Source organism: Streptomyces sp. AC512_CC834 (genome assembly GCF_019049325.1).
Lineage (GTDB): Bacteria > Actinomycetota > Actinomycetes > Streptomycetales > Streptomycetaceae > Streptomyces.
Map to the genome: position 1 here is coordinate 1 of NZ_JAGMUO010000038.1, position 12,198 is coordinate 12,198.

14 protein-coding genes are annotated in these 12,198 nt (G+C 70.1%); 6 read left to right on the plus strand and 8 right to left on the minus strand.

Annotation, left to right across the window (positions count from 1 at the left end; translation table 11 throughout):
- Nucleotides 1-493: 493 nt before the first annotated feature.
- Together KUM40_RS16150 and KUM40_RS16155 are read right to left on the minus strand one after the other, a co-directional pair.
- The gene (locus KUM40_RS16150) at nucleotides 494-730 is read right to left on the minus strand and encodes a DUF397 domain-containing protein (RefSeq protein ID WP_217166670.1); all 237 of its coding nucleotides are present in this window, start codon (nucleotides 728-730) and stop codon (nucleotides 494-496) included.
- The gene (locus tag KUM40_RS16155; protein WP_217166671.1) at nucleotides 712-1,545 is read right to left on the minus strand and encodes a helix-turn-helix transcriptional regulator; all 834 of its coding nucleotides are present in this window, start codon (nucleotides 1,543-1,545) and stop codon (nucleotides 712-714) included. The genes KUM40_RS16150 and KUM40_RS16155 overlap by 19 nt, the downstream gene beginning before the upstream one ends.
- Before the next feature lie 114 nt (nucleotides 1,546-1,659).
- On the opposite strand from KUM40_RS16155, the gene KUM40_RS42430 reads away from it, so the two are divergent.
- The 5 genes from KUM40_RS42430 (at nucleotide 1,660) to KUM40_RS16175 (ending at nucleotide 4,624) form a co-directional block, all read left to right on the plus strand.
- On the plus strand, nucleotides 1,660-1,866 hold the full coding sequence (locus KUM40_RS42430; RefSeq protein ID WP_308401163.1) for a hypothetical protein: 207 nt from the start codon (nucleotides 1,660-1,662) through the stop codon (nucleotides 1,864-1,866).
- Entirely contained in the window at nucleotides 1,863-2,084 is a 222-nt protein-coding gene (locus KUM40_RS16160) for a hypothetical protein (RefSeq protein WP_217166672.1), read from the plus strand. The genes KUM40_RS42430 and KUM40_RS16160 overlap by 4 nt, the downstream gene beginning before the upstream one ends.
- Nucleotides 2,085-2,106: 22 nt before the next feature.
- The gene (gene recO, locus KUM40_RS16165; RefSeq protein ID WP_217166673.1) at nucleotides 2,107-2,856 is read left to right on the plus strand and encodes a DNA repair protein RecO; all 750 of its coding nucleotides are present in this window, start codon (nucleotides 2,107-2,109) and stop codon (nucleotides 2,854-2,856) included.
- A 42-nt stretch (nucleotides 2,857-2,898) separates the two neighbouring features.
- A complete protein-coding gene (locus KUM40_RS16170) occupies nucleotides 2,899-3,729 on the plus strand; it encodes an isoprenyl transferase (RefSeq protein WP_217166674.1) in 831 nt (276 codons plus the stop codon).
- Between the two features lie 109 nt (nucleotides 3,730-3,838).
- A complete protein-coding gene (locus KUM40_RS16175; protein ID WP_217166675.1) occupies nucleotides 3,839-4,624 on the plus strand; it encodes a YoaK family protein in 786 nt (261 codons plus the stop codon).
- Here the strand turns inward: KUM40_RS16175 and KUM40_RS16180 are convergent.
- The 4 genes from KUM40_RS16180 to KUM40_RS16195 all read right to left on the minus strand — a co-directional run bounded on the left by KUM40_RS16180 (nucleotide 4,621) and on the right by KUM40_RS16195 (nucleotide 7,818).
- Nucleotides 4,621-5,037: a Fur family transcriptional regulator gene (locus tag KUM40_RS16180; RefSeq protein WP_217166676.1), complete on the minus strand. Its 417-nt coding sequence runs from the start codon at nucleotides 5,035-5,037 to the stop codon at nucleotides 4,621-4,623. The genes KUM40_RS16175 and KUM40_RS16180 overlap by 4 nt on opposite strands.
- Nucleotides 5,038-5,099: 62 nt before the next feature.
- Nucleotides 5,100-6,002 (minus strand): metal ABC transporter permease, encoded by a 903-nt coding sequence (locus KUM40_RS16185; RefSeq protein ID WP_217166677.1) that lies wholly within the window; start codon nucleotides 6,000-6,002, stop codon nucleotides 5,100-5,102.
- Nucleotides 6,003-6,022: 20 nt separating this feature from the next.
- Entirely contained in the window at nucleotides 6,023-6,796 is a 774-nt protein-coding gene (locus KUM40_RS16190) for a metal ABC transporter ATP-binding protein (protein ID WP_217166678.1), read from the minus strand.
- Nucleotides 6,797-6,819: 23 nt separating this feature from the next.
- Nucleotides 6,820-7,818 (minus strand): metal ABC transporter substrate-binding protein, encoded by a 999-nt coding sequence (locus KUM40_RS16195; protein ID WP_217166679.1) that lies wholly within the window; start codon nucleotides 7,816-7,818, stop codon nucleotides 6,820-6,822.
- 160 nt (nucleotides 7,819-7,978) lie between these two features.
- Here KUM40_RS16195 and KUM40_RS16200 point away from each other — a divergent pair, with 160 nt between their 5' ends.
- Nucleotides 7,979-9,361: a glycine--tRNA ligase gene (locus KUM40_RS16200; protein WP_217166680.1), complete on the plus strand. Its 1,383-nt coding sequence runs from the start codon at nucleotides 7,979-7,981 to the stop codon at nucleotides 9,359-9,361.
- 103 nt (nucleotides 9,362-9,464) lie between these two features.
- Here the strand turns inward: KUM40_RS16200 and KUM40_RS16205 are convergent, their stop codons facing one another.
- A complete protein-coding gene (locus tag KUM40_RS16205; RefSeq protein WP_217166681.1) occupies nucleotides 9,465-10,556 on the minus strand; it encodes a chitinase in 1,092 nt (363 codons plus the stop codon).
- A gap of 135 nt (nucleotides 10,557-10,691) precedes the next feature.
- On the minus strand, nucleotides 10,692-12,125 hold the full coding sequence (locus tag KUM40_RS16210) for an MFS transporter (protein WP_217166682.1): 1,434 nt from the start codon (nucleotides 12,123-12,125) through the stop codon (nucleotides 10,692-10,694).
- Between the last annotated feature and the right edge of the window lie 73 nt (nucleotides 12,126-12,198).

Here is a 12,198-nt window from a genome sequence, read left to right on the forward strand (position 1 = left end):
GTGTTGGATGGCGGGCGGTGGGGGGGGCCATGCCGAAAGCCGCGAACAAATCCGCTGATTTGTTCGCGGCTTTCGGAGGGTGGTCTGGGGTGGAGGCGGTGATTGGACAGTGTGTCCCGGGTGTGTGGGGTGAATGCGCAGGTGGGGTGCGATGAAGGGTGGGACAGAGTGTCCGATCGCGTCGTCGGGCCCCTCCAAGCGGCCGACACCGCCATCCGGCCGACACCGCCATGCGGCCGGTCCCGCCGTCCGGCCGGTGGTCCTCCACTCCTCCGCTTCTCCACCCTCCGGGCGAAAGCCGCTGAGACGGCGCGGCGTGCATGCGAGGCGCGAGTGCGCCCCTCATGCCGGGGACTGGGCGGCCGACGGAAGGGACCGGCGTGCCTCGGCCACCCGTCTTTCCGGGCCGCTCGCTCGCTTCTCCCTCGTGCTGGAGCGAGCCGAGTCAAGGGTGGCCCGCAGGGCCATCGCCGAAGGCGACGCGCAGCGCCCTTTACTCGGGTCGTGGAGGCACGACACTGGCAAGGAAGCGAGTGGCCCCCACGGTGCGTATGAACTCCGTCCAGGCTACCGACCCGACGACGACCACCGGGCCGCCGGTCACCTTGCTGTCCCGGACCGGTACGACGCCGGTGACTCCGTCGGCGACCTCGAAGCAGTCCTCGCCGCCACTCCCGCCGCTGTAGCTGCTCTTGCGCCAGTAAGCGTTGGTCAGGTCGTACCCGCGCATCGTCTGTAGCCCTCCGCCGCCGCCTCGATCATGTCCAGGGACGCCTCCAATGGCAGAGCCGTGACCCTGAGAAGATCGTAATCCGCCTGTACCCGCTTCACTACTGCCGGATCGTCCAGCAGACTGCCCGACAGCACGCCCTCTGTATAGACGGTCGGCGGGGCGTCCTCGAACTCCATGAGCTTCATTGACTTACCCATCTGTGGGTGCGCACCGGCGGAGGTCGGCAGTACCTGGGCCAGGATCTTGCGGCTGCGCACCAGCTCCGTGACATGCTCCAGTTGCTGGGCCATCACGGCGGGGGAACCCACCGCGACGCGCAACGCGGCTTCGTGAAGCAGAGCCCAATACACGGGCCGTGTAGCGTCCTTGAGGAGTCGCGTTCGCTCCATGCGGAGACTGACCATCTCGTCGATCCACTCGTCCGTCGACAGAGGGTTACTCGCCAGGTAGAGAGCGCGGGCGTAACCCGGTGTCTGCAGCAGCCCCGGCACCACGGAGGGCGCCCACTCGCAGATGCTCGTCGCCAGCCGCTCCAGCTCCGCCGCGTGAGCGAAGTACTCCGTGTACGGCTGGTCCTTGATGAGCTTTTTCCACAGCCGCTCGAAAATACCGTCGGTTTGCAGTACCCCGTCAATCCTCTGCGCCACATCTAGCTGCGGCTTCCGAATTGCCTGTTCGAACTGGCCGATGTAGCCCCCGGACACGAATACCCGTGCGCCCAGCTCGACTTGGGTGATTCCCGCGTCCTCTCGCCGGCGTTTGAGTTCCGTTCCGAAGAACTCCCACGCGGCTTGCCGTGAACCGTTGGCCATAACCAACCCCCCTGCGCTGACCTCCACTTGTAGTGCACATACTCCTGTCGAGTGTAGGCGCAGCGCGGCATTCTGGGGACACGAAGAGTGAAACCGTAAAGCGGGGGGAAAACGGTGGAGGCACGACACTCGGCGCTCTGCGTCGAAGGAGCGGAGGACACGGTGAAAGAATTGCGCGCAGCGCTCGCGGAGGCAGGAATTACTCTTCCCTCCCTCGGGCTCGACCCGGTGAGTCTTGCGCGGGAGGTGCCCTGCCCGCTCGTCGAATTGGGCCGGTGTTCCGTGGAGACCGCGCAGCGGCTCGCGGCGGCGCTGCGATGACGACGATGCCGCCCGTCGGGATCCACGCGGTGGACACCCGCAGCGGGCGGGTCGGGATCGTCATGGGGCACGAGGGGCCGTACGTGCAGCTACGGCCGTATGGAGGCGGGCGGGAGTGGGACGCCGAGCCGGGTGACGTACGCCACGCCACCCCGTCCGAGCGGCTCAGCGCGGCGATGGCGTACACCAACGCGCGAAGCCGTGGCGAGGTGCCTTGAAGCATGCGCGAGAATGGGCGGCATGAGTCTGTTCCGCGACGACGGCATCGTGCTGCGCACCCAGAAGCTGGGTGAGGCGGACCGGATCATCACGTTGCTCACGCGCGGTCACGGTCGCGTACGCGCCGTGGCGCGCGGGGTGCGGCGGACGAAGTCGAAGTTCGGGGCGCGGCTGGAGCCGTTCTCGCACGTGGACGTGCAGTTCTTCTCGAAGGGCAGCGAGCTGGTCGGGCGCGGGCTGCCGCTGTGCACGCAGAGCGAGACGATCGCGCCGTACGGCGGCGGGATCGTCACCGATTACGCGCGGTACACCGCGGGGACCGCGATGCTGGAGACGGCGGAGCGGTTCACCGACCACGAGGGGGAGCCGGCGGTGCAGCAGTACCTGCTGCTCGTGGGCGCGCTGCGGACCCTCGCCCGGGGCGAGCACGCGCCGAACCTGATTCTCGACGCGTTCCTGCTGCGCTCGCTGGCCGTGAACGGGTACGCCCCGACGTTCGGGGACTGCGCGAAGTGCGGCATGCCCGGTCCGAACCGGTTCTTCTCGGTCGGGTCGGGCGGCTCCGTCTGCGGCGACTGCCGGGTGCCCGGCAGCGTCGTACCCTCGCCGCAGGCTCTGGAACTGCTCGGGGCGCTGCTCACGGGAGACTGGGGCACGGCGGACGCGTGCGAGTCGCGGCACGTGCGGGAGGGGAGCGGGCTGGTGTCCGCGTACCTGCACTGGCACCTGGAGCGCGGCCTGCGTTCCCTGCGGTACGTCGAGAAGTCCTAGCAATAGCTGGAAAAACCACAGTACTGAGGAGACGAGAGACACATGGCCGTACGCGGGATCCTGGGGCGGCAGCGCCGGGAGTACAGGACGCCGGAGCCGCACCCGTCCGGCGCGCGGCCCCCGGGGCTCGGCGAGCTGGTTCCGGAGCATGTGGCGATCGTCATGGACGGCAACGGGCGCTGGGCCAAGGAGCGCGGGCTGCCGCGCACCGAGGGGCACAAGGTCGGGGCCGAGCAGGTCATGGACGTCTTGCAGGGCGCGATCGAGATGGGCGTCGGGAACATCTCCCTGTACGCCTTCTCCACCGAGAACTGGAAGCGCTCGCCGGACGAGGTGCGCTTCCTGATGAACTTCAACCGCGACTTCATCCGCAAGTCCCGTGACACCCTCGACGAGCTGGGGGTGCGGGTGCGCTGGGCGGGCCGGATGCCCAAGCTGTGGAAGTCGGTCGCCAAGGAGCTGCAGATCGCGCAGGAGCAGACCAAGGACAACGACCGGCTCACGCTGTACTTCTGCATGAACTACGGCGGGCGCGCCGAGATCGCCGACGCGGCGCAGGCCCTCGCGGAGGATGTCCGGGCCGGGAGGCTCGATCCGTCGAAGGTGAACGAGAAGACCCTCGCCAAGTACCTGTACTACCCGGACATGCCGGACGTGGACCTGTTCCTGCGGCCGAGCGGGGAGCAGCGGACGTCCAACTACCTGCTCTGGCAGAGCGCGTACGCGGAGATGGTGTTCCAGGACGTGCTGTGGCCCGACTTCGACCGGCGCGACCTGTGGCGGGCCTGCCTGGAGTTCGCCTCCCGGGACCGGCGGTTCGGCGGGGCCATTCCGAACGAGGAGCTGCTGGCCATGGAGGGCAAGCAGGCGTAGCAGCCGCATCCGGCTGGGGTGCTGGGGTGCTGGGGCGCTCGGGTGCTTCGGGGGCGTGTCGGCTCGCCGGTTGCGGTGGCCGTCTCGGGGCGCTGACCATGCTGGCCGTATGTCCGAGTCCTCCGCGGCCCCGCCCGACCCCCGGCGTACGGCGGTCATGACGGTGCTCACGGTGCTCGCGGGCGCCGTCGACGCCGTCAGCTTCCTGACCATGGGCAACGTCTTCTGCGCGCTCGCCACCGGAAACGTGCTGTTCCTGTCGTTCGCGCTGGCCGGGGAGGGCGACGTGCCGGTGGCTCGGCCCGCCACGGCCATCGGGGCGTTCCTGGTGGGGGCCGGGGTGGGAGCCGTGGTGCTGATGCGGGTCGCGGCGCGCGGGCGGTCGTGGTTCGCCGTCGGGCTGGCCGGTGAGGGGCTGCTGCTGGCGCTCGGCGGGGCCGTGGCGGTGGTGCGGCACGGCGACGGGGCCGCGGCGGTGGACGGGTCCGACCTGGTGGTCGTCGGGGCGGTCGCGCTGGCGATGGGGCTGCGCGCCGCCACCGCGCTGCGCCTGGACGTGCCGGGGATGCCGACGCTGCTGAGCCAGACCGCCGTCGCCCGGTTGGTCAGCGACGTGCTGAAGGAGCCGCGCGCGGCGCTGCGGGGGATGTCTCGTCGGCAGCGGCTGGCCAGGACGCGGTGGACGGCCACCGTGACGGGAATCTTCGCGGGCGGTGTGCTGGGCACCCTGCTGCTGGTGCCGCTGGGCACCGGACGGGCGCTGTTCGTCGTCGCCGCCGTGGCGCTGCTCCTGGCGGCGGCACACCTGGCCGTACCGCCGAAGGAGCTGAGGGAACAGAGGAAGCGGAGGGAGCAGGGGAAGCGGGCGGGGCCCGTGGGACCCGATGTCCCCTAGGTGCCCGGCGTCGCGCAGTCGGCGCAGGTGCCGAAGATCTCCACCGTGTGCGCGACGTTGACGTAGCCGTGCTCCGCGGCGATGGCCTCGGCCCACTTCTCCACCGCGGGGCCCTCGACCTCTACGGCCTTGCCGCAGGTGCGGCAGACCAGGTGGTGGTGATGGTCGCCGGTGGAGCAGCGGCGGTAGACGGACTCGCCGTCGGCGGTGCGCAGGACGTCGACCTCGCCGGCGTCGGCGAGGGACTGCAGGGTGCGGTAGACGGTGGTGAGCCCGACCGAGTCGCCCTTGTGCTTGAGCATGTCGTGGAGTTCCTGTGCGCTGCGGAACTCCTCGACCTCCTGGAGGGCCGCCGACACGGCGGTACGCTGCCGGGTGCTGCGGCCCTTCACGGGCGGTCCAGCGGTCGTCACTGGATTCCTCCTCACGTCTCGGCGGCTTGCCGGGCCATTGTGCCAGCCCGGTCGGCCCGCGGTCAGACGCCGACCTCGTCGGTGGCCCCCCGGGTGGCCGGAATCTTGCACTCCGCCGGATCCCCGGTGGGCTGCGCGGCGGTGAGGGCCCGCGCGCGTCGCCGGGCGAGTGGTGCCGCCAGCACGGTCAGCAGGACGAACGCGCCGATGGTGAGCAGCACGATCGTCGCGCCGGGCGGCACGTCCTGGTAGTACGACGTCACCGTGCCGCCGATCGTCACGGTGACGCCGATCGCGACGGCGATCGCGAAGGTGGCGGCGAAGCTGCGGGTGAGCTGCTGCGCGGCGGCCACCGGGACCACCATCAGCGCGGAGACCAGCAGCAGTCCGACGACGCGCATCGCGACGGTCACCGTGACCGCAGCCGTGACGGCCGTCAGCAGGTTCAGCGCGCGCACCGGCAGGCCGGTGACCCGGGCGAACTCCTCGTCCTGGCTGACGGCGAAGAGTTGGCGGCGCAGGCCGAGGGTGACGAGGACCACGAAGGCGGCCAGCACGCAGATCGCGGTGACGTCGGACTCGCTCACCGTGGACAGGGAGCCGAAGAGGTACGAGGTGAGGTTGGCGCTGGAGCCGGTCGGCGCGAGGTTGATGAACATGACGCCGCCGGCCATGCCGCCGTAGAAGAGCATGGCGAGGGCGATGTCGCCGCGGGTCTTGCCGTACCAGCGGATCAGCTCCATGAGGACCGCACCGAGGACGGAGATCAGGGTCGCCATCCACACCGGGGACCAGGAGAGCAGGAAGCCGAGGCCGACGCCGGTCATCGCCACGTGGCCGATGCCGTCGCCCATGAGGGCCTGGCGGCGCTGGACCAGGTAGATGCCGACGGCGGGGGCGGTGATGCCGACCAGGACGGCCGCCAGCAGGGCCCGCTGCATGAAGGCGTAGTTCAGGATTTCCATAGTCGTCAGTCGTCGCCTTCTCAGCTCAGCAGGCCGGTGCGGACCGGTTCGGCGTCCGTGGGTGCGTGCGGGTGGACGTGGTCGTGGCCGGGCAGGGCGTGCTGGCCGACCGCCTTCGGGGGCGGGCCGTCGTGCAGCACGCAGCCGTCGCGCAGGACCACGGCCCGGTCGATCAGGGGCTCCAGGGGGCCCAGCTCGTGCAGGACGAGGAGGACCGTGACGCCGGCCGCGACCTGCCCCCGCAGCGTCTCGGCCAGTACCTCCTGGCTGGCCAGGTCGACGCCCGCCATCGGCTCGTCCATGATCAGCAGTTCGGGTTCGGCGGCGAGGGCGCGGGCGATCAGTACCCGCTGGTGCTGGCCGCCGGAGAGGGCGTCCACGGAGTCCTTGGCCCGCTCCGCCATGCGGACCAGCTCGAGGGCCCCCCGAACGGCCTCGTGGTCGGCCTTGCGCAGGATGCCGAAGCGGGCCCGGGACAGGCGCCCGGAGGAGACGACCTCGGTCACCGTGGCGGGGACGCCGCCCGCGGCGGTGGTGCGCTGCGGGACGTAGCCCACCCGCGCCCAGTCGCGGAAGCGGCGCCGCGGGGTGCCGAACAGCTCGATCTCCCCGGCCGTGACCGGCACCTGGCCGATGACCGAGCGCACGGCCGTGGACTTGCCCGAGCCGTTGGCGCCGAGCAGCGCGACGACCTCGCCGCGGCGCACGGTGAGGTCGATACCGCGCAGGACGGGGCGTGAGCCGAGTTCGGCGCGGACGCCGCGCAGCGAGATGACGTTGACGGGCTCGCTCATGCCGCCGCCCTCCGGTGAGTTGATCACTTGACTCCCAGGGCCGTCTGCAGGGCCTTGAGGTTGGCTTCCATGACCTGGAAGTAGTCGTCGCCGCGGGACTTGTCGGTGATGCCCTCGATCGGGTCGAGGACGTCCGTCTCGAGGTTCGCGTCGTTGGCGACCGTCTTCGCGGTCTTGTCGCTGACGAGCGTCTCGTAGAAGACCGTGGAGACGCCGTCCGCCTTGGCCATCTTCTCAAGCTCCTTGATCCGCGCCGCGCTGGGCTCCGACTCCGGGCTGAGGCCGCTGATGGCCTCCTCGATGAGGCCGTAGCGCTCGGCGAGGTAGCCGAAGGCCGCGTGGGTGGTGATGAAGACCTTGGTCTTCGTGTCCTTCAGACCGGTCTCGAACTTCGTGTTCAGGCCGCCGAGCCTCTCGACCAGGGCCGCGGTGTTCTTCTTGTAGTCGGCGGCGTGGTCGGGGTCGGCCTTCTCGAAGGCCTTGCCGACGCCCTCGGCGACCTCGGCGTACTTGACCGGGTCGAGCCAGATGTGGGGGTCCTTGCCGGCCTCCTCGCCGTGGTCGTGGCCGTGCTCGTCCTCGGCGTGCTCCTCCCCGGCGTGCTCGTCCTCGTGCTCGGCCGCGTGGCCGCCGACCTCGGAGCCGTGCTCCTCGAGGGTGGTCAGCGTGGCCGCGTCGATCTTCGTCTTGACGCCGGACTGGGCGATGGCCTCGTCGGCGGAGGGCTGCAGGCCCTTGAGGAAGAGCGCGGCGTCCGTCTCCTCGAGCTGGGCGCGCTGCTTGGCGCTGATCTCCAGGTCGTGCGGCTCCTGGCCGGGCTCGGTCAGACTGGTGACGCTGACGTGGTCGCCGCCGATCTCCTCGGCGAGGAAGGCCATGGGGTAGAACGACGCGACGACGTCGAACTTGTCCGTGTTGCCCGCCGCTGCGCTGTCGCCGGAGCAGGCGGAGAGGGTTCCGAGGCCGAGCGCGGCGGCTGCGGTGACTGCTATGCCTGATATGTGACGTCGTCGTACGTTCATGACACTCATTTTCAACAAATATGGAAACCGTTGTCAACAAGCGGACGCTTCCGCGGCCGGGCGGCCCCGATTTGGCCGAGGGGCGACCCACGCCGGTAACCTGAAGCATTCTCTGGAAGCAACTCGCTTCGTCGCCCGTCGTCGTAATGAAGAGAGCACCGTGGCCGCCGACAAGATCGACACCATCGTCAGCCTGAGCAAGCGCCGTGGCTTCGTATTCCCGTGCAGTGAGATCTACGGCGGTCAGCGCGCCGCCTGGGACTACGGTCCGCTCGGTGTCGAGCTCAAGGAGAACCTGAAGCGCCAGTGGTGGCGCTACATGGTCACCTCGCGCGAGGACGTCGTCGGTCTCGACTCCTCCGTGATCCTGGCCCCCGAGGTCTGGGTGGCCTCCGGCCACGTCGCCACCTTCACGGACCCGCTGACCGAGTGCACCTCCTGCCACAAGCGGTTCCGCGCGGACCACCTGGAAGAGGCGTACGAGGAGAAGAAGGGCCGCGCCCCGGAGAACGGCCTCGCCGACCTCAACTGCCCCAACTGCGGCAACAAGGGCACCTTCACCGAGCCCAAGCAGTTCTCCGGTCTGCTCTCCACCCACCTCGGCCCGACCCAGGACAGCGGCTCCGTCGCCTACCTGCGGCCCGAGACCGCCCAGGGCATCTTCACCAACTTCGCCCAGGTGCAGACCACCTCGCGCCGCAAGCCGCCGTTCGGCATCGCCCAGATGGGCAAGTCCTTCCGCAACGAGATCACGCCCGGCAACTTCATCTTCCGCACCCGCGAGTTCGAGCAGATGGAGATGGAGTTCTTCGTCAAGCCGGGCGAGGACGAGAAGTGGCAGGAGTACTGGATGGAGCAGCGCTGGAACTGGTACAGGGGGCTTGGTCTCCGTGAGGAGAACATGCGCTGGTACGAGCACCCGGCCGAGAAGCTCTCCCACTACTCCAAGCGCACCGCCGACATCGAGTACCGCTTCTCGTTCGGCGGCAGCGAGTGGGGCGAGCTGGAGGGCGTCGCCAACCGGACGGACTACGACCTCTCCTCGCACGCCAAGGCCTCCGGCCAGGACCTCTCCTACTACGACCAGGAGGCCGGCGAGCGCTGGACGCCGTACGTCATCGAGCCGGCGGCCGGTGTCGGCCGGGCGATGCTCGCCTTCCTGCTCGACGCGTACATCGAGGACGAGGCGCCGAACGCCAAGGGCAAGCTGGAGAAGCGTACGGTGCTGCGGCTCGACCCGCGGCTGTCGCCGGTGAAGGTCGCCGTGCTGCCGCTGTCCCGCAACCCGGAGCTGTCGCCCAAGGCGAAGGGGCTCGCGCAGGCGCTGCGGCAGAACTGGAACATCGAGTTCGACGACGCCGGTGCGATCGGGCGCCGGTACCGGCGCCAGGACGAGATCGGGACGCCGTTCTGTGTGACGGTGGACTTCGACACGTTGGACGACAACGCGGTGACGGTTCGGGAGCGGGACACGATGAAGCAGGAGCGGGTGTCTCTCGACCAGATCGAGGGGTACCTCGCCTCTCGGCTGGTTGGGTGCTGAACGTTCGTCGGCGTTGACGTACCAGGGGGCTCTGCCCCCTGGACCCCCGGCCTATGCCCACCCACCACCCGACTCGGTCGGCTGGAGGGTGGGCGTTTTCACGTCAGCGGCCCTGTAGGGACTTCACGTTGTCGCCGAAGGTCCAGTTCTTCGAGCCGTCCCAGTTGAGGGACCAGGTCATCAGGCCCTTGAGGGAGCCGTTGTAGTGGTTCCAGGCCTGGGACACCAGCGACGGTGGCATGTGGCCGCCGCCCGCGCCGGGCTGGGCGGGCAGGCCCGGGACCTGCTTGTCGTAGGGCACCCGGATCGTCGTGCCCTGGATGACCAGGCCCTTGTCCAGGCAGTCGGTCTGGGCGGTGAAGCCCTGCACCGTGCCGGCCGAGTAGGAGTCGCCGGAGCAGCCGTACATGCTGCCGTTGTAGTACTGCATGTTCAGCCACCACAGGCGGCCGTTGTCGGCGTACTTCTTGATGATCGGCAGGTACGCGCCCCAGATCGAGCCGTAGACCACGCTGCCGCCGGTGACGTACGCCGTCTCCGGGGCCATCGTGAGGCCGAAGTTGGACGGCATGCGGGCGAGGACGCCGTCGATGATGCGGATCAGGTTGGCCTGGGACGTGGAGAGTTGGCTGATGTCGCCGCTGCCCACCAGGCCGGTCTCGATGTCGATGTCGATGCCGTCGAAGTTGTACTTCTTGAGGATCGGCACGATCGTGTCGACGAAACGGTCCGCTACGGCGGTTGAGTTGAGGTCGATGCCCGCCGTCGCGCCGCCGATGGAGAGCAGGATCGTCTGCCCGGACGCCTTGGCCGCGCACATCTCCGCGGGCGTCGCGACCTTCACACCCCGGTCCATGCCGTCCTCCCACAGGGCCGTTCCGTCGGAACGGATCACCGGGAAGGCCGCGTTGAGCACGTTGTAGCCGTGGGCGGCGATCTGGGGGTTGGTGATCGGGGTCCAGCCGAAGGGCGGGTGGACGCCGTTGGCCGCGCCGTCCCAGTTCTCCCAGTAGCCCTGGAGGACCTTGCCGGCGGGCTTCGACTTCACGGCGCAGGTGTCCGCGGCGGGGGAGGAGGCGGGTGCGGCGCCTGTGGGGGCGGCGGACGCGGTGGCGACCCCCAAGGGGGCCAGGACGGTGGCCGCGAGTGCGGCGGCCAGTAGACGGACCTTGCGACGGACTTTGCGGCGGATCATGCCGGGCCTCCCGGTGGGGGTTCGGTGAGGGAGTGCGTGTGTTGGTGCATACGCCGTTGCGTGTGTCGTAGGCATGACAGTGGTGTGGTCCAGACCTTTCGTCAAGAGGTCTGGACCAAACTGGGTGCGGCCGGCTCAGTCGATCGTCCGCGGCAGACGCAGGCTCAGCAGGCCGGTCAGCACCACCGCCGCCAACTGGACCAGCAGCGTGGTCACCAGGGCGTCCCGCATGCCCATGCCCGGGGCCAGCGACAGGAACAGGGTGCCCAGCGTGGCCACGCCCAGGGCCAGCGACGACTGCTGAGTGGTGATCATGACGCCGCTGCCCACGCCCGCGCGCACCGGCGGAACCTCCGACAGGACGACCCGGAAGATGACGGGGAGCTGGAGCGCCTGGCCCGCACCGGTGATCGCCGCGCCCGGCAGCAGTTCGACCAGGCCGAGGTCGGGCCAGGAGCGCCACGCGGCCAGCGTCATCAGGGCCAGGCCCAGCGCCTGGAGGGCGGCGCCCGTCGGCACGACGCGCGTGCCGTAGCGGGCGACCAGCCGGGGGCCGGCGAGGGAGAAGAGGAAGAACACCACCGCGAGGGGGGCCAGGGCCAGGCCCGCGTCCACCGGGCCCAGGCCCGCGCCCTGCTGCAACGCCACCGCGATGACGAACATGAAGCCGCTGAAGCCGATCGAGAACGGCACGATCAGCAGCAGGCCGCGCCGCAGCGAGACGATCGCGAACAGGCTCGGCGGGACGAGGGGCGTACGGCCCGCGCGGTCCGCCCCGCGCTCCACCGCGTAGAACGCCGCCGCCACGAACGGGAACGCCGCCAGCGACAGCCACGTCCACAGCGGCCAGCCCGCCGCCCGGCCCTCGGTGAGCGGGACCAGCAGGGTCAGGATCGAGGCGGCCAGCAGGAACGTGCCGCGCACGTCCACCGGCTCCGGGCGCGCGGAGCGGGTCTCCGGCACCGCGCGGGCGGCGAGGAAGAGGCCTGCGAGGACGACCGGGACGTTCACCAGGAAGACGGAACGCCAGCCGGTGCCCGCAATGTCGGCGGCCACGAGTGCGCCGCCCAGGATCTGGCCCGCCACCATCGACAGGCCGGCCGTGGCCCCGTACAGGCCCATGGCCTTCGCGCGCCGCGGACCGGTGGTGGTCGCCTGGATGGTCGCCAGCACCTGCGGCAGCATCGCGGCGGCCGAGGCGCCCTGCGCCACCCGCGCCGCCACCAGCGTCCAGGCGTCCGGCGCGAGACCGCAGGCCAGGGAGGTCAGCCCGAAGGCCGCCATGCCGCCCAGGAACAGCCGCCGCCGGCCGAACAGGTCGCCGAGCCGGCCGCCGAGGACCAGCAGGACGGCGTACGCCACCCCGTACCCGGCGACGACCAGCTCCAGGACCGCCTCGCTCGCGGACAGGTCCGCGCCGATGGTCGGCAGGGCGACGTTGACGATGAAGAAGTCGATGAGCGGGAGTGCCGCGGCCAGCAGCACCGTGAAGAGTCCGAGGCCGCCGAGCACGGGCGGCGCCCCGGCGGCGGCCGTACGGACGGGGCGTGAGGTGATGGTTTCGGTCACGTGGTCGAGCCTGCGACCCTTTCCAAGGTGGTACCAGAGTCTTCTTGTCCTGGTAGAAGGAGTACCTGGCAAC